The sequence below is a fragment of the Salipiger sp. PrR002 genome, from assembly GCF_010500775.1.
Classification (GTDB): domain Bacteria; phylum Pseudomonadota; class Alphaproteobacteria; order Rhodobacterales; family Rhodobacteraceae; genus Salipiger.
Window position 1 is genome coordinate 12,306 of the sequence record NZ_JAAGOU010000017.1, and the last position, 20,492, is coordinate 32,797.

18 protein-coding genes are annotated in these 20,492 nt (G+C 65.3%); 14 read left to right on the plus strand and 4 right to left on the minus strand.

Annotated features, from left to right (window positions below):
• From G0A00_RS16615 to G0A00_RS16630, 4 genes are all read right to left on the minus strand, one after another.
• Window positions 1-1,278, minus strand: a complete 1,278-nt coding sequence (locus G0A00_RS16615) for a TRAP transporter large permease (RefSeq protein WP_164180736.1) — start codon at window positions 1,276-1,278, stop codon at window positions 1-3.
• Window position 1,279: 1 nt separating this feature from the next.
• On the minus strand, window positions 1,280-1,780 hold the full coding sequence (locus tag G0A00_RS16620) for a TRAP transporter small permease (RefSeq protein ID WP_164180737.1): 501 nt from the start codon (window positions 1,778-1,780) through the stop codon (window positions 1,280-1,282).
• Window positions 1,781-1,894: 114 nt separating this feature from the next.
• A complete protein-coding gene (locus G0A00_RS16625; protein ID WP_164180740.1) occupies window positions 1,895-2,872 on the minus strand; it encodes a TRAP transporter substrate-binding protein in 978 nt (325 codons plus the stop codon).
• 47 nt (window positions 2,873-2,919) lie between these two features.
• Window positions 2,920-3,618 carry a GntR family transcriptional regulator gene (locus tag G0A00_RS16630; protein WP_164180742.1) on the minus strand — a complete coding sequence of 233 codons (699 nt, stop codon included), beginning with the start codon at window positions 3,616-3,618 and terminating at the stop codon, window positions 2,920-2,922.
• A gap of 134 nt (window positions 3,619-3,752) precedes the next feature.
• On the opposite strand from G0A00_RS16630, the gene uxuA reads away from it, so the two are divergent.
• The 14 genes from uxuA to G0A00_RS16700 all read left to right on the plus strand — a co-directional run bounded on the left by uxuA (window position 3,753) and on the right by G0A00_RS16700 (window position 20,491).
• A complete protein-coding gene (uxuA, locus tag G0A00_RS16635; protein ID WP_164180744.1) occupies window positions 3,753-4,970 on the plus strand; it encodes a mannonate dehydratase in 1,218 nt (405 codons plus the stop codon).
• Window positions 4,967-6,421, plus strand: coding sequence for a mannitol dehydrogenase family protein (locus G0A00_RS16640; protein ID WP_164180746.1), 1,455 nt, complete (start codon window positions 4,967-4,969; stop codon window positions 6,419-6,421). Before uxuA ends, G0A00_RS16640 begins: the two co-directional genes overlap by 4 nt.
• Window positions 6,422-6,584: 163 nt before the next feature.
• Window positions 6,585-7,202, plus strand: coding sequence for a GNAT family N-acetyltransferase (locus G0A00_RS16645; protein ID WP_164180747.1), 618 nt, complete (start codon window positions 6,585-6,587; stop codon window positions 7,200-7,202).
• 60 nt (window positions 7,203-7,262) lie between these two features.
• Window positions 7,263-9,086 (plus strand): SLC13 family permease, encoded by a 1,824-nt coding sequence (locus G0A00_RS16650; RefSeq protein ID WP_164180749.1) that lies wholly within the window; start codon window positions 7,263-7,265, stop codon window positions 9,084-9,086.
• A 94-nt stretch (window positions 9,087-9,180) separates the two neighbouring features.
• The gene (locus G0A00_RS16655; RefSeq protein WP_164180751.1) at window positions 9,181-10,365 is read left to right on the plus strand and encodes a LysR family transcriptional regulator; all 1,185 of its coding nucleotides are present in this window, start codon (window positions 9,181-9,183) and stop codon (window positions 10,363-10,365) included.
• A gap of 114 nt (window positions 10,366-10,479) precedes the next feature.
• Entirely contained in the window at window positions 10,480-11,448 is a 969-nt protein-coding gene (locus G0A00_RS16660; RefSeq protein ID WP_235952983.1) for a TRAP transporter substrate-binding protein, read from the plus strand.
• A gap of 5 nt (window positions 11,449-11,453) precedes the next feature.
• Entirely contained in the window at window positions 11,454-11,957 is a 504-nt protein-coding gene (locus G0A00_RS16665) for a TRAP transporter small permease (RefSeq protein WP_164180753.1), read from the plus strand.
• The gene (locus G0A00_RS16670; RefSeq protein WP_164180755.1) at window positions 11,954-13,261 is read left to right on the plus strand and encodes a TRAP transporter large permease; all 1,308 of its coding nucleotides are present in this window, start codon (window positions 11,954-11,956) and stop codon (window positions 13,259-13,261) included. The genes G0A00_RS16665 and G0A00_RS16670 overlap by 4 nt, the downstream gene beginning before the upstream one ends.
• Window positions 13,262-13,756: 495 nt before the next feature.
• Complete coding sequence (locus tag G0A00_RS16675; protein ID WP_164180758.1) at window positions 13,757-14,848, plus strand: NAD-dependent epimerase/dehydratase family protein; 1,092 nt, start codon at window positions 13,757-13,759, stop codon at window positions 14,846-14,848.
• A 263-nt stretch (window positions 14,849-15,111) separates the two neighbouring features.
• Window positions 15,112-15,381, plus strand: coding sequence for a hypothetical protein (locus G0A00_RS16680; protein WP_164214215.1), 270 nt, complete (start codon window positions 15,112-15,114; stop codon window positions 15,379-15,381).
• Between the two features lie 99 nt (window positions 15,382-15,480).
• Complete coding sequence (locus G0A00_RS16685; protein WP_164180762.1) at window positions 15,481-16,830, plus strand: PepSY domain-containing protein; 1,350 nt, start codon at window positions 15,481-15,483, stop codon at window positions 16,828-16,830.
• Window positions 16,831-16,919: 89 nt separating this feature from the next.
• Window positions 16,920-17,810, plus strand: coding sequence for a LysR family transcriptional regulator (locus G0A00_RS16690; RefSeq protein WP_066111475.1), 891 nt, complete (start codon window positions 16,920-16,922; stop codon window positions 17,808-17,810).
• A gap of 168 nt (window positions 17,811-17,978) precedes the next feature.
• Window positions 17,979-19,532 carry an ABC transporter substrate-binding protein gene (locus G0A00_RS16695; protein WP_164180764.1) on the plus strand — a complete coding sequence of 518 codons (1,554 nt, stop codon included), beginning with the start codon at window positions 17,979-17,981 and terminating at the stop codon, window positions 19,530-19,532.
• Window positions 19,532-20,491, plus strand: coding sequence for an ABC transporter permease (locus tag G0A00_RS16700; protein ID WP_164180766.1), 960 nt, complete (start codon window positions 19,532-19,534; stop codon window positions 20,489-20,491). Before G0A00_RS16695 ends, G0A00_RS16700 begins: the two co-directional genes overlap by 1 nt.
• The last annotated feature ends 1 nt before the right edge of the window (window position 20,492 follow it).

Consider the following 20,492-nt stretch of genomic DNA (forward strand, 5'->3'; position numbering starts at 1 on the left):
CTAGTTCGACAGGAAGGAAGGCAGCCAAGTGCTGAAGAACGGCACGTAAGACACGAGCAGCAGCACAAGGATGTTGGTGAGGATGAAGGGCATGATCGCGCGGGTCACTTCCCAGAGCGAGATCCGCCCGATGCCCGCGCAGATGAAGAGGCAGACGCCCACGGGCGGGGTGGTCAGGCCGATCATCAGGTTGAGCACCGCAAAGACCGCGAAGTGCAGCGGATCGACGCCCACGCCGGTGGCCAGCGCCAGCAGCGGCCCAAAGAGGATGATCAGCGCGGCGATCGTCTCCATGAACATGCCGACGAAGAGCAGCACGAGGTTGATCAGCAGGATCACCAGGAACTTGTTGTCGGTGAGCGAGAGCACCGAGTCCGCGATCATCTGCGGGATGCGCTCCGAGACGAGGATCCAGCCAAAGACGTTGGCAAGCCCCACCAGCACGAGGATCGCGGCGGCAGAGACGGCGCTGTCGATCAGGATCTTCGGCACGTCGCGGATTTTCAGCCCGCGGTAGACGAAGGCGCCGACGACGAAAGCGTAGATCGAGGCGACGATGGCGGTCTCGGTCGGGGTGGCGAAGCCGATCATCAGGCCGCCGACGATAAAGCCGGTCATGGCCACGGCCCAGAAGGCGCCGAGGAAGGCTTTCCACAGCTCGCCAAAACCCTGCCATTCCTGACGCGGGAAATTGTTGCGCTTGGCGATGATCCACGCGGTGATCATCATCGCGACGCCCATCAGGATGCCCGGCAGGGCGCCCGCGATGAACATCTTGCCGACCGAAATGCCCGACAGCGTGCCGACGATGATCATCGGAACCGAGGGCGGGATGATCGGCCCGACGGTCGACGAGGCGGCGGTGATCGCAGCAGAGAAGTCGGCGGGGTAGCCTGCCTTTTTCATGCCGGGGATCATCATGCCGCCGATCGATGCGGCGTCAGCCGCGGCGGTGCCCGAGATGCCGCCGAACAGCATCGAGGCGGCGACGTTGGTCAGACCCAGACCGCCGCGCATCCAGCCCACAAGCGCCTGCGCCAGACGCACGATACGCCCGGTGATGCCACCGGCGTTCATCAGGTTCCCCGCGAGGATGAAGCCCGGAATGCAGAGCAGCACGAAGCTGTCCATGCCCGCGTACATCTTTTGCGGGATCACCACGAGGGGCATGCCCTTGAACAGGATATAGGCCATCGACGAGACGCCGAGGGTGATTGCCACCGGCAGGCCGATGATCAGGCCGCCGAGGAAGCAGCCAAGCAGGATAGTCAGCTCCATTTCAGAGCTCCTCTTCGGATTTTTCGGGGAGCCCCTGCTCTTGGCGGGTCAGCATCCCGATGACGCGCAACAGCGCGAACAGGCTCAGGGAGACCAGCGCAACAAGCATCGAGGCGTGGATGAAGTCCATACGGACGCCGAGCGACGGGGCGGTCTGCCGCACGCCGATCGAGACATAAAGCCATGTGGCCTTGATCAGCAGCACGCCGAAGCCGACGGTGATCGCCGCCGAGATCAGGCGCAGCACCCAAGGGGCGCGCCCCGGCAGGGCTTCGCAGACGATGTCGACATTGACCAGATCGCCGGATCTATAGGCCAGTCCGACCCCGAAAGCGGCAAGGTAAAGCAGGGCGAAACGGGTCAGCTCTTCGGTCCAGACGAACGCGTCGATCACCCCCGAACGGCCCAGAAGCTGGATCACGACGGCGACGATGATGGCAAGAAAGCTGAGCCCTGTCGCGATGCGGGCGATGGTGGTCAGGATCGAGACGACCTTCTGCATGGGATGGCTCGCTGTGAAATTAGAGAAATGGGGCCGGACCAAGAGGGGAGGAGGGTCCGGCCCCGGGAGCGTGGGCCCCGGAGGAGGGAGAAGGGGCCCACGATAGGTGGTGGATTACTCGGCGAAGAGCTTTTCCACCTCGGGCTTGATCTCGTCGGAGACCGAAGCAAGCACCGCGTCTTTGGCCGCGGCGGCAAAGGCTTCGGTGTCAACTTCGTTGAACTCCATGCCCAGTTCGGTCAGCTGATCGACCAGCTGCGCTTCGTCGGCGAGGAAGAGCTCACGCTCGTAGTCCTGCGCGCGCTTGGCGGCTTCCATGACGTTGGCCTGATCCTCTTCGGACATCTGGTTCCACGCCATTTCCGAGATCGTCAGGTAGATCCACGAACGCACGTGCTCGGTCTTGTTGACGTAGCCCTGCACCTCGTTGAAGTTCGCCGATTTGATCAGCGCCAGCGGGTTTTCCTGCGCGTCGATGGTGCCGTTCTGCAGCGAGGTGAAGACCTCGGAGAAGGCCATCGGGGTCGGGCTTGCGCCAAGCGCCTTCCAGACGTTGAGGAACAGCGGCACGTTCGGCACGCGCATCTTCAGGCCGTCGAGATCCTCGGGCGTGGAAATCGGACGGTTCGAGGTCAGGTTGCGCGGACCACGGGCGAAATAGGCGATCGGGCGGATGCCGACCTTGTCGATGATCTGCGCCTCGATGCGGTCACCCAGTTCGCCGCCGGCGGCTGCGTCCATGTCCTCGAGCGAGGTATAGGCGTAGGGCACGGCCAGCAGGGCCGCCATCGGCGCCCAGTTCTGCAGCGACTCGCCGGTGATGGTCATGTCGGCGGTGCCAAGCTGCATGCCGTTGATCACGTCCATCTCTTTGCCGAGCGTCTCGTTCGGGTAGACCTCGACCTCGATGCGGCCGTCGGTGAGGCTGGCAAGCTCTTCGGCGAACTTCATCGAGGCTTTGTGCCAGATGTTGTCCTCATTGGCCGGGTGGCCGAGCTTCAGCGTCATGTCGGCGGCCATGGCCGAGGCGCTCAGCGCAACGGTGGCAATGCCGGTGAGCATGAGGGTCTTCAGGGTTTTTGCGACGGTCATGGTGTCCTCCCTTTCAAGGTCGCTTGGGGACGATGCCGCATACGCACTCACGCGGCATCGGGGTCGAAATAGTCGGGGAAGGCCTCGCGGATGGCCGGCAGGTCCGAAAGGATCATCTGCAGGTGTCCGCGCATGGCCGTCTCTGCGGCAATCGGGTCGCCCGCGTCGATGGCGTCGACCACCGCGGTGTGCTGGGCGATAAGGTGTTTGAGCGGGAAATGCGCCGAGGTCATCTGGCGCACCCGGTCCATCTGGCTCTTCATGCCGACGATGACCGCCCAAGCGTTAGGGCGGCCCGCGCCGCGCGCCAGAGTGTGGTGGAACTCGTCGTCGAGCGGCACGAAGGCAGTGGGGTGTTCGTCGACCAGCTCGGCTTGCGCGGCGATCTGTGCGCGCAACTCCTCGACCAGTCCCTCGGGGCGCGCGGTGGCGCAGAGCTTGACGATATCGGCCTCGACCGCCTCGCGGACGAAGCGCGCGTCCATCACCGCGCCGACGGAAATCTTGCGCACGAAAGAGCCGCGTTGGGGCCGGATCTCAAGCAGGCCCTCTTCGGCCAGCTTGATGAACGCCTCGCGCACGGGCTGGCGGGAGACGCCGAAGCGCGCGCCGATCTCGGCCTCTGAAAGGCGGGTGCCGGGTTCGAGCTGATTGCGGCTGATGCACTGGCGCAGCGCCCTGGTCAGCTGCGGGCCGACAGGGGCCGACAGGTCGACCTGCTCGATCTGGATTGTTCCGATTCCCATGGCACTCCTCCTGAGCCGGGAAATTGCTCCATACTTCCATACTAGTCAACATCGGAATCCCTTGCTATGGATCCGGCCACCACCACCGGCACCACGGAGCGTGCCGGAACAGTTGACGAAAGGGAGGGATAGCGATGCGTCAGACCTGGCGTTGGTTCGGTCCGAAAGACCGCGTGAGCATCGACGACATGATGCAAGCAGGCGTTGAAGGCGTTGTTTCGGCGCTGCATCACGTGCCCACCGGCACCGTCTGGTCCCCCGAGGAAATCGCGCAGCGGCAGCAAGAGATCGCCACCCGCAAGGACGGCCGCCCGTCGCCGCTGGTCTGGGATGTGGTCGAATCGCTGCCCGTCTCGGAAGACATCAAAAAGCAGAAGGGCGACTGGAAAACCCACATCGAGAACTGGAAAATCTCGATGCGGCACCTGCGCGACGCGGGTCTCGAGACCATCTGCTACAACTTCATGCCGGTGCTCGACTGGACCCGGACCGATCTGGCGTGGGAGCGCCCCAGCGGTGCGCGCTGCATGCGGTTCGACCTGATCGATTTCGCCGCCTTCGACATCCATATCCTTGAACGTGCCGGGGCCGCCGAGAGCTTCCCCGAAGCGGTGGTCGCCGAGGCCGCCGAGCGCTTCGCCAAGATGGATGACGCCTTCAAAGAGAAGCTGGCGGGCAACGTCGTCTTTGGTCTGCCGGGCGCGGCAGAGAAATTCACTCTCGAGGATGTGAAGCTGCACCTCGCGGAATACGACAGCATTTCCGAAGAAAAGCTGCAGCAGCACATGATCGACTTCCTGTCGGAAGTGACGCCGCTGGCCGAGGACCTCGGCATGCGCCTGTGCTGCCACCCCGACGATCCGCCCTTCCCGCTGCTCGGCCTGCCGCGCATCATGTCGACCGAGGCGCATTACCGCAAAATCCTCGATGCGGTGGACCTGCGCGCCAATGGCGTGACGCTCTGCACCGGCTCGCTTGGCGCGCGTCCTGACAACAACCCGGTCGAGATCTTCAAGGCGCTGGCGGATCGCGTGCACTTCCTGCACCTGCGCAACGTCAGCATCGAAGGCACCGAGGTGATGAACTCGCTCTATGAGGACGAGCACCTGTCTGGCCACACCGACATGGTTGCCATGGTCGCCGCCGTGGTCGCCGAAGAGACCCGCCGCAAGGCCGAGGGCCGCGCCGACTGGTCGATCCCCTTCCGCCCCGACCACGGGCAGGACATCCTCGATGACATCGGTCGCGAGGCGCAGCCGGGCTACCCGGCGATCGGGCGTCTCAAGGGGCTGGCGGAACTGCGCGGCATCTACCGCAGCTTCGAGCACAAGCTGGTCACGGGGGCGGCATGAGGCTGACCTCCCTGACCCAAGTGCCCGAGGCGCTGCGTCCGGGCTATGATCCGCAGGCCCATGGGGTGGGCATCGTCCACCTCGGCCTCGGCGCCTTTCACAAGGCGCATCAGGCGGCGCTGACCGATCTGGCGATGACCGCAGAGGGCGGCGACTGGCGCATCCTTGGCGTCTCGCTGCGCTCGCCCAAGGCGTCGGACGAGTTGCACCCGCAGAACGGGCTCTACACGCTGATCGTCAAAGGGGCCGAGGGCACCTCGGCGCAGGTCATCGGCTCTGTTGCCGACGCGATCTGCTCGGCGGGCCACCCCGAGCCCGCGCTTGCCGCCATGGCCGCCGAAGGCACCAAGATCGTGTCTCTGACGGTGACGGAAAAGGCCTATGGCCTCGACCGCGCCGCGCAGGGTTGCGACGTGGCGCATCCCGCTGTCGCCGCCGATCTGGCAAGCCCGCAAGCGCCGCAGGGCGTGCTCGGCCTGCTGACCGAGGCGCTGCGCCGCCGCCGTGATGCGGGCTTCGCGCCCTTCACCGTGCTGTGCTGCGATAACCTGCCCGAGAACGGCGTGCTGCTGCGCGGCGCGGTGGTGGATTTCGCCCGCCGCATCGACCCGGATCTGTCGGAATGGATCGCGCTCAACGTCGCCTTCCCCTCGACGATGGTCGACCGGATCACCCCCGCCGCCACAGTCTCGACGCTGGCCGAGGCGGCCGAGTTCACCGGCTGCGAAGACCTTGCCGCCATCGAGACCGAGAGCTTCTGCCAATGGGTCATCGAGGACAACTTCCCGCAGGGCCGTCCGGCTTGGGAAGCTGCGGGCGCGATCTTCACCGATGACGTCGCCGCCTTCGAGGCGATGAAGCTGCGGATGCTGAACGGCAGCCACTCGATGCTGGCCTACGCCGGGTTCCACGCGGGCTGCACCTATGTGCGCGACGTGATGGCCAACCCGCCGCTCGCCAAGCTGGTGCGCCGCCATCTCGCCACCGCCGCCGCGACGCTTCCGCCGATTCCCGGCATCGACACGGCCGCCTATGCCGACGCGCTGGCGAGCCGCTTCGAGAACCCGGCGATCGCGCATGAGACCTTCCAGATCGCCATGGACGGGTCGGAAAAGATGCCGCAGCGCATCTTCTCGGCGGTGGCCGATGCGCGCGCCAAGGGCGTGGACTGCCGCGCCTTCACCTTCGCGACGGCGGCATGGCTGCGCCATGTGAGCGGTGCGACGCATGATTGCGACGCTTACGAGCTGCGCGATCCGCGGGCCTCGGAGTTGCAGGCCATGGCTGCGGGCAAGGACGCCGAAGAGATCGTCGAGGCCCTGCGCGGCGCGGCTTTCGTGCCGCCTGCGGTCTCGGCGGACGATGCCTATTGGGCCGAAGTTACCGGCCTGCTGGCCGAGATGCTGTTTGAGCCCATGCAGGATGTGATCGCCCGCGAAGCGGCGGTCTGAGAGTTTCTGCCGCGCGGCATCCCTGTGATTGGGGGCCGCGCGGTGGCCATTGGTATACAATCCTCGCCCAAACTCCGCTCATTGCCGGTGTTTGCGCAAACGGTATGTCCAGAATTACTGTCCCGTTACGAATGACCCTGTATGATCGGCGTGGGAGGACACCATGCCATATACCGACATTGATCGCGGGTACCGGCCCCATATCACACCGCGTCGCAAGAGCGCGGAGCAGGCCGAAATTTCCCGCCTTGAGAACGAGTTGCGTGCATTTGTTGCAATCGCTCTGCAGCACGGGCTGCGCGATTATTGCGAGATTCGCCATCCCGAGCTGACCCATGAACTGGACGCGGGCCTACAGCGCGCGCGTCAACAGGCCGAATCAAAATACGAGCGGGTGATGGCCCGCCTCGGCAAAGTGCCGGGGCTGATCGCGTGCGTCGGCGATACCGGCGAGCGGACCTATTACCGCAACAGCCACGAAAACGTCGCCTATATCGAGCATTCGCTGTGGAACAAACGGTTCATCCTCAGCGGCATCTGGGTGGCGCCAACCTATCGCGGTCAGGGCATCGCGCATCGTATCCTGCGGCAGCTGGTGGATGCGGCGGATGACGCCGAGCTGGGAATAGAGCTGCATCACGAACCGTTCGGCGAAGAGGGGCTCGACAAGCCCGCGCTCGAAGCCTTCTACAACCGCCACGGGTTTCAGCATCACGAGCTGACACCGGGCGCGATGTTCCGCATTCCCCGAACTCCGCTTGATCACCACGACAGATCCTAGCTTCACTGAAGGTTGAGCCCGCCGCTTCAGGCGGGCGCAGCCAATGGAGGTGCGGCACGGATGACGCTCGAGCTGGCCATGGTGCTCGGCCTGCTGGTGCTGGCGCTCGTGCTTTTCGCACGGGGCAGGCCGCGCATGGATGCGGTGGCGCTTTTGGTGATGGTCGCGCTGCCCTTCACCGGCGTGCTCAGCATGTCCGAAGCGCTGTCGGGGTTTTCCGATTCCAGCGTGGTGCTCATCGCCGCGCTCTTCGTCATTGGCGAGGGGTTGGTGCGCACCGGCGTGGCGCAATGGATGGGGGATCAGATCACCACCCGCGCCGGCGGGCGCGAGGGGCTTTTGCTGGTGCTGTTGATGCTCGCCGCGGCGCTGCTGTCGGCCTTCATGAGCTCTACCGGCGTCGTCGCCATTTTCGTGCCCATCGTGCTGGGCATCGCCCGCCGCGCCGGGATCGGACCGGGGCGGCTGATGATGCCGCTGTCGATGGCGGCGCTGATCAGCGGCATGCTCACGCTGGTCGCGACGCCGCCGAATATGGTGATCCATGCCGAACTGCTACGGCGCGGGCTCGAGGGGTTTTCCTTCTTCGCCTTCCTGCCGTTCGGCCTGCCGGTTCTGGTGCTGGCGATGCTCTATATGCTGGCCACGGGGCGGTTTCTGGCTCCGGACGCCCCGCCGCCGGTGTCCGAGCGGCGCCATATGGCCGAGATGATCGACAGCTACGGGCTGCGCGGGCGGCTGTCGCGGCTGCAGATCACGCCCGGCTCCGACCTCATCGGCCACCAGCTTGGCGAGCTTGATCTGCGCGGCCGGGACGGGGTGACCATCCTGACCATCGAGCGCCCGCGCCGCTGGGGCACCGAGATGCTGCGCCCGACCCGCGAGACGGTGCTGCAATCGTCGGACATTCTGCTGCTGGGGGTCATTGGCGAAAGCTTCGATCTTGAAGGCTGGCGCCGGGACCGGAAGTTGCAGATGCGGTCTCTGGGCGCCGAGGACCTCACGCGCCCCGACCGCGAGGTCGGCATCGCCGAGGCCATGGTGCCGCCCGGATCGCACCTTGCCGGGCGCAGCCCCGCCGAGGCCCGGCTGCGGACGCGCCGCGAGCTTACCGTGATCGGCCTGCGCCGCGGCAGCGGACCGCTGGAGGGGGCGGGTGCCGACACCAAGCTGCGCGCGGGCGACACGCTGCTGCTGCTTGGGCGCTGGCCCGCGCTGCGCCGTATGTCCGAAGACCGCAGCGATCTGCTGCCGCTCGATCTGCCGGAAGAGGCCGACGCGGTGGCGCCCGAGCATCGCCGTGCGCCGCTTGCCGTGGCCGTGCTGCTGGCGGTGGTGCTGGCGATGGCCACCGGCGCGCTTCCCAACGCGCAGGCCGCGCTTCTGGGTTGCCTTGCCATGGGGGCCTTTCGCATCATCGGCATGGATGGCGCCTACCGCGCGATCAACTGGCAGACGCTGGTGCTGATCGCGGGGATGATGCCCTTTGCCACCGCGCTCGAACGGGCAGGGGGCGTCGATCTGGCGGCGCAGGCGGTGCTGGGGCTGATGGGCGAGATGCCGCCGCGCGCGATCCTCTCGGCGCTGTTCCTTGCGACCACTTTGCTCAGCCTGTTCATTTCGAACACCGCGACGGCGGTGCTGATGGGGCCGGTGGCCATGGCGGTGGCCGACGGGCTTGGCGCCTCGCCCTATCCTTTCGCCATGTGCGTCGCGCTTGCAGCCTCGACCGCCTTCATGACGCCGGTCTCGTCGCCGGTGAACCTTCTGGTGATGGTGCCCGGAGGCTATAAGTTCACCGACTTCCTGCGCATCGGCGCGCCCTTCACGCTGGTCACCATGGCGGTCTGCATCACGCTTCTGCCCATTCTGTTGCCGCTCTGAGCGGCATGGACCCCGCTGCTGCCGCGGCGTTATAACCGGCGGGGCAGGCGGCAGGGCAGGGGTGCGTGATGGACAGAGCAAGAGGCGCGGCACGATGATTTCGCGCAACCTGCGGCACCTGAGGGTTTTTCTGGCGGTGGCCGAAGAGGCCCAGATCACCGCCGCTGCCGAGCGGTTCAACGTCTCGCAACCGGCGGTCACCCAGATGCTGGGCAAGCTCGAGACACAGGCGGGCGGGGCGCTTTTCGACAGGACCAGCCGCGGCTTCATTCTCAACGAGCGGGGCACCGCGCTGGCCGCGCGTCTGTGCCGGGCGTTCCGCCAGCTTGATGCGGCGCTTGGTGCGATCTCGCCTCGGCTGCCCGCATTGGCCACCAGCGGTCAGTTGCAGGGCATGATCGCGGTGCATGATACCGGCAGTTTCACCCTCGCGGCCAAGGCGCTCGATCTGGCGCAGCCCACCGTGCACCGCGCCGTCAGCCAGCTTGAAGAGGAGGCGGGCGAGCGGCTTTTCGAGCGCACGCCTCAGGGGCTGATCCCGAGCCGCACCTGCAGCGCGCTTGTGCCGCGCGCTCGGCTGGCGCTGAGCGAGCTGGATCAGGCGGACATGGACCTTGGCGAGATCGACGGGCGGGAGACCGGGCGGATCGCGATCGGCACGCTGCCGCTTTCGCGCTCTGTGCTGTTGCCGCGCGCGCTTGCAGCCTTCCGGCAGGCGCGCCCCAACATGCGGGTCTCGGTGATCGATGGCACTTATGAGATGCTGCTGGCGGCGCTGCGCCGGGGGGATGTGGATCTGATGCTCGGCGCGCTGCGCGGCACCCAGCCCGCGCCCGACGTGGTGCAAGAACCGCTGTTTCATGACCGTTTCGCCATCGTCGCCCGGCCCGGACATCCGCTGGCCGGTCGCGGGCCGCTGCACCCCTCCGAACTGGCCCGCTTCCCTTGGGTCGTGCCCGGCCCGGGCACTCAGCTAAGGCACCAGTTCGAAGCGATTTTCGCGGCGCACGACCTGCCGCTTCCGGCCAGCCTCATCGAGGCAGGTTTCATTTTGCTTATACGCGAATACCTCGATCTGAGCGATGCGCTGGCGTTTACCTCGGGGCGGCAGGCGGCGCCGGAACTGAGCCGCCGCAACCTTGTGCAGCTGCAGGTCACGGAAAATCTACCGCTGCGGCAGATCGGGCTGACCATGCGCGTGGGCTGGCTGGCCTCGCGCCCGCAGCAGCTGATGCTCGATTGCCTGCGCGGTGCAGCGAAGGGGCTTCCAGACCTATAGCAAGAAATTATGCAAAAATGCATCGAATGTATTGGTGCCTCCGGAGAGATGCCTGCACAACCTGTGCCGCACACGGCCTGTCACGCAGGCAGGCGTGATCTTGGGAGGATTACCATGCGTTCTGTTATTCTTGCCGCGGCCCTTGGCCTCGCCTCCACCACTGCGGCCTTTGCAGAAAATTTCAAATTTGCCAGCTTCTTCGCCCCGACCCACCCCTATGCGGAAGGCGCCTTCGAGCCCTTCGCCAAGGCGGTCGAAGAAAAGTCGGGCGGCGATCTGTCGGTGACCATCTACAACGGTGGCGAACTGGGCCCGGGCCCGGCCGAGCAGTACAGCCGCGTGCTGGACGGGGTTGCCGAGCTTGCCGTGTCGCTGCCGGGTTACACCGCCTCGACCTTCCCGCTGACGCTCACCGCTGAACTGCCGGGCGTGCTGGACACCGAGACCGGCACCGCCGACATCTGGAACAACATCGAGCTGTTCCAGCCCGAGTACCGCCGCGCCATTCTGGTCAGCCTGTGGTCCTCGGCGCCGAACCAGCTTTACACCCGCGACAAAGCCGTGCGCAGCCCGGCCGACATCAAGGGCCTGAAGATCCGCGTGCCCTCGCGCAACACCGGCCTGCTGGTCGAGGCATGGGGCGCGACGCCGGTCTCGATGCCGGTCAGCGAGATCTACAACGCCATGCAGACCGGCGTGATCGACGGCGCGATGATCGACACCACCGCGACCCGCGCGTTCCGTCTGGGCGAAGTGGCGACCTATCTGACCATCGGCATGGACACCACCAACTCGCCGTTCTTCATCCTCGCCAACCGCGACGCCTTTGGCAGCCTCAGCGATGACCAGCAGGCCGCGCTGCTCGAAGCGGGCAAGGAAGCGTCGGTCAAGGCCAATGAGGTGCAGCTGTCGGTTGCCGCTGGCGGTGTCGAAGCCTTTGCCGAGATGGACGGTCACGAAGTGATCGAGCTCAGCGCCGAGGAAGCCGCCGCCTTCAACGATCTGGCCGCCCCCGTGGTGGAAAGCGTCGTCGCCGAGACCGGCGGCAGCGCACAGGCCATCGTCGACGCTCTGTCGAAGTAAGCGCCATGACGCGCTCTGAAACCCGGGTCCTGTCGGTCATCTCCGACAGGGCCACCTCGATCCTCGCGGTGATCGGCGGGCTGGCCCTGCTGCTGCTGGTGGTCCTGATCTTTGCCGGTGTGGTGCTGCGCTACGTTTTCGGCCAGCCAATCCTCGGCTCCAACGAGATCATCCAGCTGACCGCCGTGGCGTTGGTGATGTCCGCGCTGCCCTATTGCACCCATCTCAACGGCCATGTGACCGTCGACGTCTTTGACCGCGTGCTGGGCCGCTTTGGCCGCATGGCCGGGGACGTTCTGGCGCGGCTGCTGTCGGGCTATGTGCTGGGCGTGCTGTGCCACCGCGCTGTCTATAAGGCACTGGATGCCGCCGAGTTCGGCGACACCACCAATATGCTGGGCCTGCCGCTCTGGCCCTTCTACGGAATTCTCGCCCTCGGCTGTGCCTTCTGCGTGCTGGTCTTTGCGCTGCAGATCCTGAAGGTGATCATCTACGGAGAGGAACAATGACGGATGTTTCCGCAGGCCTTGTCGGTATCGCCTGCCTCTTCCTGCTGATGATCCTGCGCACGCCGGTGGCCTTCGCCATGCTGTTGGTGGGCTTCTTCGGCTACTGGGCCCTGTCGGGGTTCCGAAGCGCCAGCGCCATGCTGCTGACCGAAAGCTACTCGGCGGTCGCGTCCTACTCGCTGATCGTCGTGCCGATGTTCGTGTTGCTGGGCAATATCGCCTCGGCGGCGGGCTATTCGCGCGGGCTTTATGATGCCGCCTACGCTTGGGTTGGCCGCTTCAAAGGCGGGCTGGCCTCGGCCTCGGTGATCGGCTGCGCGGCTTTCTCGGCGGTCTCGGGCTCTTCGGTGGCCACGGCGGTCACGCTGGGCAAAGTGGCGCTGCCGCAGATGAAGCGCCTTGGCTACAGCGACGGGCTGGCGACGGGATCCGTTGCCGCGGGCGGCACGCTGGGCTTTCTGATCCCGCCCTCGACCGGCTTCGTGCTCTACGCGATCCTCACCGAGGAAAGCATCGGGCGGCTGTTCATGGCAGGGATCCTGCCGGGCATCCTGCTGAGCGTGCTGTTCATCGGGGTGATCTGGCTCCAGGCCACGCTGAACCCGGCGATTGGCCCGAAAGGCGAAAAGCTGACCTGGGCCGAGCGCATCCGCATCTCGTCCGAGGCATGGCCGCTCTTCGGGGTGATCATCGTGTCGATCGGCGGCATCTACCTTGGGGTCTTCACCCCGGTCGAGGCCTCGGGCATCGGCGCGGGTCTGGTGATCCTGCTGGCACTGGTGCAGCGCAAGCTCGACTGGACGGGGTTCAAGGCCGCGGTGCTCGACACGCTCAAGACCTCCGCCATGCTTTATATGGTGGTGATCGGGGCCAACGTCCTGAACCCGTTCCTTGCCATCACCCACATTCCGGCAACGCTCGGCGCGCAGCTCGAAACGCTGGGTCTGGGCGCCTATGGCACGCTGATCGTGATCCTGCTGGCCTATGTGGTGCTGGGCATGTTCATGGACGGGCTGTCGATGCTGGTCATCACGATCCCGATCGTCTTCCCGGTGATCACCGGTTTCGGCTTCGATCCGATCTGGTTCGGCGTGGTCGCGGTGATCGTCATCGAGATGGGGATGATCACCCCGCCGGTCGGAATGAACGTCTTTGTGGTGCGCGGCGTGGCCGGACCTTCGGTGCCGCTGACCACCGTGTTCAGCGGTGTGACGCCCTTCCTTCTGGCTATGGTGGTGGGACTGGTGCTGATCATCGCAATTCCGCAGATCGCCACCTTTATCCCGGACACGATGTTCAACTAAAGCCGACAACGGCTGTGCACGAGGGACCGTGCGAGGGGGCCCCGCCGAGCGATCGGCGGGGCCTTGCCTGTCTGAGCGGGGAAGCGCAGCGCAAGGCTGCGCCGTCGGCAAAGTCTCTGGGTCTGAAGGGCGAATCATGTAAGGATCACCCGTCGGCCAGCGAAATTCTGCTTCTTCGGGCTTTTGTGCTCGGGCGAGTGGGGCAGGTTTCAAGGCTGATCGGCGCGTGAAGCGGTCTGGCTGAGGGTCTGAAACATACGGTTGCTGACAGGCTTCCCGACGTTTCGCCCAACAATGGGGCAGCCACCTTGAGCGCGCCGCTGGTTGGGTGCGCGAGTCATGGCCATCTGACTGAACATCGTGTAGAGGATTCAGGTGGGTTAATTCCTATTAACTTGGATACTAAAGACTTTACGTAATTTCCTTTTGGGCCCCCAAATTTTTCAGGGGTCTGCCAGAGGTGTTTTTAATATGCGAATTGGAACGGAGAATCCGATGAATATTGTTATCCTGGGATGCGGGGGCTTTATTGGCAGCCATCTGCTTGATCGTCTGCTCACCACCACCGATCACAAGATCATTGGGTGGGATCCGTCGAGCGAGAAGATCCATAAGCATCTGGATCACCCGAACTTCACGCTCCACCAAAAGTACGTTGATGACCCCGATACGCAGCAGGATCTGCGTGATGCGGTCGCAGGCAGCGACGTCGTGATCAACCTCGCGGCGATTTGCAACCCGTCAGAGTACAACACCAACCCGATCAGCGTGATCAAGTCGAACCTCTTCGACGTCTACCCGATCGTCGAGCTTTGCGTGGAATACAAGCGCTGGCTCATCAGTTTCTCGACCAGCGAATGCTACGGCCGCACGCTGTCGAGCTACGTCGGCGATACCGAATACGCCAACCCCGATCTCTACGAGCTGAAGGAAGACGAAACGCCGCTCATCATGGGGCCGATCGTCAACCAGCGCTGGACCTACGCCTGCGCCAAGCAGATGGTCGAGCGTCTTGTCTACGCCCACCACAAGGAAGACGGCCTGCCGTTCACCGTGGTGCGTCCGCTGAACTTCTTCGGCCCGCGCATGGACTATATTCCGCAGCGCGACGGCGATGGTGTGCCGCGGGTTCTGGCCTGCTTCATGGGCGCGCTGCTCAATGGCGATCCGATGAAGCTGGTGGACGGTGGCAAGGCGCGCCGCACCATCGTGTCGATCTACGAGGCCGTGGATGCGATCTGCCGCATGCTCGACAACCCCGAGAAGGCCAATGGTCACGCGTTCAACATCGGCAACCGCAACAACGAGGTCACCATGGCCGAGCTGGCGGATATGATGCGCAAGACCTACGCCAAGATCACCGGTGATCCCTCCTACGAGAACTACCCGATCATCGAGGTCAGCTCGGAAGAGTTCTACGGCGAAGGCTATGAAGATTGCGACCGCCGGATGCCCGACATCTCGAAGGCCAAGGAACTGCTCGGCTGGGAGCCGAAGATCGCGCTCGAGGATGTGCTGCTCGACACGATGACCTACTTCCACGAGCAATACTCCGGCACCATGGCGCGTGCGCATGTAGCCGAATAAAAGCCTCCCCTCGCCAATTCGATTGCCGCGCCCCCTCCCGGGCGCGGCAGTTTTCGTTTTAGCCCGCCGCTCACCGCCACAGCGAAGCGCCGCCCGCCGCGCCGTTGCGTCACGGGGCGCAGGACGAAGGGTCACGTGACAAGCTGTCGCTTTTCAAGCGTGCAGCCTCGTGCGACATCACGCGGGTGCGGAGCCTTCTGACATATCCCCTTGCGCTGATCCTGGTCGGTCTTCTGGCCCTGACCAGCGCGACCTCGGCAGCCATGATGGCGCCCGACCGCGGCTCTGCCGCGCTCGAAGTGCTTGAGCTGACGGTCGGCATGCTGCACGGCGATGGCTGCGGCTCGGGCGGAGCGCACGAGCATCACTGCCCGTTCTGCCACGGCCTGCCCAACGCGCCCGTGCTCAGCCGCCACGACTGCAGCCAGATGCTGGTGCCGCATGAAAGCTGGCGGCAGGGCGCGGATCTGCTGCGCGAGGCGCAGGCCCGCAATATCAACCATTCCCCAAGAGCGCCGCCCGTCGCCCTCTGACGGCACCCTGCCGTCACGTTCGACACCGGTCCGCGCGGAGAGCCCGCCGGATCGCTCTTGCAAAGGCCCCGCCACCGGCGGGCCAATCGGAATGGATTCATGACAGAACAGACACACCGCGCGGCCTCTGCCGCGCTCTACCGCGCCGTCTGGCGCTGGCATTTTATCGCGGGACTGGTGATCCTACCCTTCGTCCTCATCCTCGCGATCACCGGCGGCATCTATCTCTTCAAGGATGAGATCAACGACGCCGCCTACCAAAACCTGCGCTTCGTGCAGGAGGGCAGCGCGCCGCTCGCCCCGTCGCAGATCACCGCCGCCGCGCTTGCCGCCCATCCCGGCGAGATGAAAGCCTACACGCCCGCCATGGCCGCGGACCGCAGCGCCGAGGTCGACATCCTCGGCGAGGATGGGCTGAAGGATACCGTCTATGTCGATCCCTATACCGGCGACGTTCTCGGCACGCTCTGGGACGGCGGCGCGGCGGGCAGCCCGGCGATGTATGTGGTGCGCAAGCTGCACTCGCTGGAATATGTGGGCTGGTTCGGCAACCGGCTGATCGAGGCCGCGGCGGGCTGGATGGTGCTGCTGGTGGGCACCGGGATCTTCCTGTGGCTGCCGCGCGGACGCAAGCTTGGGACGGTCAGCATCAAGGCCAAGCGCGGCCGTCCGTGGTGGCGCGATCTGCACGCGGTCACGGGGATCTACACCGGCGTCTTCATCGTCTTTCTGGCGATGACCGGGCTGCCGTGGTCGGGGGTCTGGGGCGGCAAGTTCTACGATTATGCCTATGCCTTGGGGATGGGCATGCCGGATGGCTATTGGTCGGGCAAACCGGTCTCGACGGTGCCGGTCGCTGACGCTGTCGATCGCGCGCCGTGGATCATGGAGAAACAGCCCCTGCCGCTGTCGGGTGAGAGCGCGGGCGTCCCGCAGGCGCTTGATACCGTGGTGGCCAAGGTCGAGGATCTGGGCATCGTGCCGGGCTATTCGGTCTCGATGCCCGGCGGGCCGGAAGGCGTGTTTACTGCCTCGGTCTATCCTGACGACATCACCTATGAGCGGGTGATCCACCTCGACCAATACAGCGGCGAGGTGCTCTATGACGCGATGCTTGAAGACCTCGGCACGCTGGGCCGCTGGGCCGAATGGGGCATCAGCGTGCACATGGGCCAAGAATGGGGGCTGGTGAACCAGATCGTGCTGCTGCTGGCCTGCCTCGCGATGGTCGGGCTCTGCGTCTCGGGCGCGGCGATGTGGTGGAAGCGCCGCCCTTCGGGTGCGCTCGGCGTGCCGCAGGTGCCTGCCGACTGGCGTATCCCGCGCGCGCTGCTGCTGATGGCGGTGGCGGCGGGCATCTTCTTCCCGCTGGTTGGCCTGTCGATGCTGGTGCTGGCGGCGGTCGAGATCGCCGTGCATCTGGTTGGACGCCGTCGGCAACTCGCCTGATCCCGCGCGGATCCTTGTGCTGGCCCCGTATCAGACGGGGCCAGCGCATCCCCCTTCGCAGCCCCGCTGTGGCGCATTATAAGCGGCGCATGGATATTGGTCGTCTCCCGCCGCTGCGCAGCCTGCTCGCCTTTCAGACCGTGGCGCGCTGCGGCAGCTTCACCCGCGCCGCCGAGCTTTTGGCGCTCACTCAGAGCGGCATCAGTCGGCAGATCGCGCAGCTCGAGGATCACGTCGGCGCGGCGCTCTTCGAACGCCAGCCCTCGGGCGTGGTGCTGACGCGCATCGGCGAGGAATACGCCAAGGAGGTGGGACGCGCGCTCGACGCGCTGCAATCGCTTGAGGCCGGGCAGCTGACCCGGCGCGGGCAGGATCAGGTGACCATCGCCTGTTCGCGCGCCGTGGCCGACCTGTGGATGCTGCCGCGCCTGACCCGGCTGCGCGACGCCTTTCCGGGGCTGGAACTGAAGCTGATCGTCAACGACTTCTTTCAGCAGCTGCGCCACGACGAGTATGACCTCGCGATCTACTACCGTCCGAACCGTCCCGCCGATCACGTGGTCGATGTGCTGGGGCCCGAAGAGATGATGCCGGTGATGGCACCGGGCGCGACGCCGCTGACCGAGGCCGAGGCGCCGCTGCTGCTGACCGTCGAAGAGACCCACAAGGAGTGGACGGACTGGGGCAACTGGCTCGCCGCGATGGACGTGCAACTGCCCGAGGCGGCGACGCGCTGGAAGCTCGGCGACTACCACCTCTCGGTCGAGGCGGCGCGGCGCGGCGTGGGCATCGCCATGGGCTGGACGTGGTTCATCGTCGACTATCTCGACAGTGGCGAGTTGGTGCCCGCCGACGCGCGGCCCTTCCGCGGTCATGGCCAGTATTACCTCATGCGTCCCACCACCCGGCACCAACGGCAGGTCGCGCGGCAGGTTGGTGATTGGTTGGTCGAAAGCAATCGCCGCTGGCGCGGGGCCTAGCGCGCACCCCTTCGCAAGCCGCTGATATAGCGCCGGAAAACCCGAGCCCTGAGACCCGCTCAGAGGGGTATGACAAAAAATCATTTGTGCCTCTAAGCAATCCCCCGGATGTTCTGCGTCAAGCCGGCCAAGAGCCGCGTATAACGAAAAATCCACAGGAGAGACGACATGACGATCGTTCATGACATGTCCGGTATCAGCCGCCGCGGACTTCTTACCGGGGCCGCAGGCATGGGCCTCGTGGGCCTCAGTGGCCTGCCGCTGCGTGCGCAGGATGCGCCGCGCAAGGGTGGCACGCTGAAGCTCGGGATCAGCGGCGGCTCGACCACCGATGATTTCGACATCCGCAAGCTGGCCGACTGGGTGCCGGTAAACCAAGCCTATATGGTCATGAACGGTCTGGTCGAGATCGACAGCGACAACATCGCCCAGCCCGAGCTGTTCTCGGCATGGGACGCGGAAGAGGGCGCCGCAGCCTGGGTGTTCGACATCCGGCAGGGCGTGACCTTCCACAACGGCAAAAGCCTCACCGCCGATGACGTGATCTACTCGCTCAACCTGCATCGGGGCGAAAGCTCCTCTGCGGCGCGCTCGATCCTCGCGCCGATCACCGAGATCGAGAAGCTGTCGGATCATCAGATCCGCATCACGCTGGAGAGCGGCAACGCCGATCTGCCCTACCTGCTGTCGGATTATCACCTGCTGGTGGTGCCCGAAGGTTTCGACGATTGGTCCAATCCCGTCGGCACCGGCCCCTTCATCCCCGAGCGTGTCGAGCCCGGCGTGCGTGGCCGCTTTGTCCGCAACGAGAGCTACTGGAAGCCCGGCTGCGCCAACGTCGATGCCGTCGAAGTGGTGGTGATCAACGATGTGACCGCCCGCACCAACGCGCTGATGTCGGGGCAGGTGCACGCGATCAACGCGGTCGACTTCAAGACCGTGAACCTGCTGGGCCGCAACCCCAAGGTCGAGATCGTCCGTTCTGCCGGTGGTCAGCATTTCACCTTCCTGATGGATTGCACCAAGGCGCCCTTCACCGACGTGAACGCGCGCCTCGCGATCAAATACGCCGTCGACCGCGAGCAGCTGCTGAAGACCGCGCTCGCAGGGTTCGGCCAGCTGGGCAACGACCACCCGATCCCGCAGACCGACCGCTTCTACAACTCCGAGCTGGAACAGCGCGCCTATGATCCCGAGAAGGCGAGCTTCCACGCCAAGAAAGCGGGGTTCGATCCGCTCGCGGTCACGCTCTCGGCCTCCGACGCGGCCTTCTCCGGCGCCGTGGATGCGGCGGCGGTCTTCCGCAGCGCGGCCACCGGCGCGGGCGTTGATGTGACCATCAAGCGCGAACCGGCGGATGGCTACTGGAGCGACGTGTGGATGCAGGTGCCCTTCTGCATGTCCTATTGGGGTGGCCGCCCCACCGCCGACCAGATGCTCTCGATCGCCTATGAGTCCACCTCCTCCTACAACGACACGCGCTGGAGCAACGAGCGTTTCGACGCGCTGCTGAAAGAAGCCCGGGCGCTGCTCGACGAGGAAAAGCGCCGCGAGATTTACTGGGAGTGTCAGGCGCTGATCCATGAGGACGGCGGCGCGATGATCCCGATGTTCGGCGATTACCTCGACGCGGTGTCGACGGATGTGAAGGGTGTGAAACCCCATGCGATGTTCAACCTGATGGGCGCGCGCATGGCCGAAAAGGTCTGGCTGGACGCCTGATGGGTTCGCTGATCGCAAAACGTGCCGGCCTCGGGCTGCTGACGCTCTGGCTGGTCTCGGTTCTGGTGTTTGCCGGAACCGAGATCCTGCCGGGCGACGTGGCCGGGGCCATCCTCGGACAAAGCGCCACGCCCGAGTCCCTCGCCGCGCTGCGCAGTGAGTTGGGCCTCGATGTGCCCGCGCTGCAGCGCTACTTCGACTGGCTGGGCGGGATCCTCACCGGCGACATGGGCCGCTCTATGGCCTCGGGCCAGCCGGTCTCGGATCTGCTGTGGCCGCGTTTCTGGAACACCATGGCGCTGGCGGCCTACGCCGGGGTCATCGCCGTGCCGCTGGCCGTGGGCCTTGGCATTCTCGCCGCCGCCAAGCGTGGCACGATCTTTGACCGCGCCGCCAATATCGCCGCGCTCGCCTTCGTGTCGCTGCCGGAATACTTCTTGGGCCTGCTGCTGGTGCTCTGGCTGTCGGTCAAAACCGGCTGGCTGCCGAGCCTTGCCGACACTTACGAGGGCATGGGGCTTGCCGCTTGGTTCAACGCCACCACCCTGCCGATGCTGGTGCTGGTCATGGTCACAATGGCGCAAATCCTGCGCATGACCCGGACAACGGTTCTGGGCGTGATGGACCAGCCCTATATCGAGACCGCCTTCCTCAAGGGGCTGAAGAATGGCCGTGTGGTCATGCGCCACGCCGCGCCCAACGCCGCCGCGCCGATCGTCAATGTGGTGTCGTTCAACATCGCCTATCTGATCACCGGCGTCGTGCTGGTCGAGGCGGTGTTCAACTACAACGGGCTGGGCCGCTTCATGGTCGACGCCGTGTCGAAGCGCGATTTGCCGATGGTGCAGGCCGCCGCGATGATCTTTGGGGCCGCCTACGTGATCCTCAACATGATCGCCGACATCGCCGCCATCGCGCTCAACCCCCGCCTGCGCCACCCGCGCGGAAAGGAGGCGTAAG

Excerpts from the sequence above, each read along its gene's own strand:
- G0A00_RS16615 (WP_164180736.1), bottom strand. The coding sequence starts at position 1,278 with ATGGAGCTGACTATCCTGCTTGGCTGCTTCCTCGGCGGCCTGATCATC.
- G0A00_RS16620 (WP_164180737.1), bottom strand. The coding sequence starts at position 1,780 with ATGCAGAAGGTCGTCTCGATCCTGACCACCATCGCCCGCATCGCGACA.
- G0A00_RS16625 (WP_164180740.1), bottom strand. The coding sequence starts at position 2,872 with ATGACCGTCGCAAAAACCCTGAAGACCCTCATGCTCACCGGCATTGCC.
- G0A00_RS16630 (WP_164180742.1), bottom strand. The coding sequence starts at position 3,618 with ATGGGAATCGGAACAATCCAGATCGAGCAGGTCGACCTGTCGGCCCCT.
- uxuA (WP_164180744.1), top strand. The coding sequence starts at position 3,753 with ATGCGTCAGACCTGGCGTTGGTTCGGTCCGAAAGACCGCGTGAGCATC.
- G0A00_RS16640 (WP_164180746.1), top strand. The coding sequence starts at position 4,967 with ATGAGGCTGACCTCCCTGACCCAAGTGCCCGAGGCGCTGCGTCCGGGC.
- G0A00_RS16645 (WP_164180747.1), top strand. The coding sequence starts at position 6,585 with ATGCCATATACCGACATTGATCGCGGGTACCGGCCCCATATCACACCG.
- G0A00_RS16650 (WP_164180749.1), top strand. The coding sequence starts at position 7,263 with ATGACGCTCGAGCTGGCCATGGTGCTCGGCCTGCTGGTGCTGGCGCTC.
- G0A00_RS16655 (WP_164180751.1), top strand. The coding sequence starts at position 9,181 with ATGATTTCGCGCAACCTGCGGCACCTGAGGGTTTTTCTGGCGGTGGCC.
- G0A00_RS16660 (WP_235952983.1), top strand. The coding sequence starts at position 10,480 with ATGCGTTCTGTTATTCTTGCCGCGGCCCTTGGCCTCGCCTCCACCACT.
- G0A00_RS16665 (WP_164180753.1), top strand. The coding sequence starts at position 11,454 with ATGACGCGCTCTGAAACCCGGGTCCTGTCGGTCATCTCCGACAGGGCC.
- G0A00_RS16670 (WP_164180755.1), top strand. The coding sequence starts at position 11,954 with ATGACGGATGTTTCCGCAGGCCTTGTCGGTATCGCCTGCCTCTTCCTG.
- G0A00_RS16675 (WP_164180758.1), top strand. The coding sequence starts at position 13,757 with ATGAATATTGTTATCCTGGGATGCGGGGGCTTTATTGGCAGCCATCTG.
- G0A00_RS16680 (WP_164214215.1), top strand. The coding sequence starts at position 15,112 with ATGATGGCGCCCGACCGCGGCTCTGCCGCGCTCGAAGTGCTTGAGCTG.
- G0A00_RS16685 (WP_164180762.1), top strand. The coding sequence starts at position 15,481 with ATGACAGAACAGACACACCGCGCGGCCTCTGCCGCGCTCTACCGCGCC.
- G0A00_RS16690 (WP_066111475.1), top strand. The coding sequence starts at position 16,920 with ATGGATATTGGTCGTCTCCCGCCGCTGCGCAGCCTGCTCGCCTTTCAG.
- G0A00_RS16695 (WP_164180764.1), top strand. The coding sequence starts at position 17,979 with ATGACGATCGTTCATGACATGTCCGGTATCAGCCGCCGCGGACTTCTT.
- G0A00_RS16700 (WP_164180766.1), top strand. The coding sequence starts at position 19,532 with ATGGGTTCGCTGATCGCAAAACGTGCCGGCCTCGGGCTGCTGACGCTC.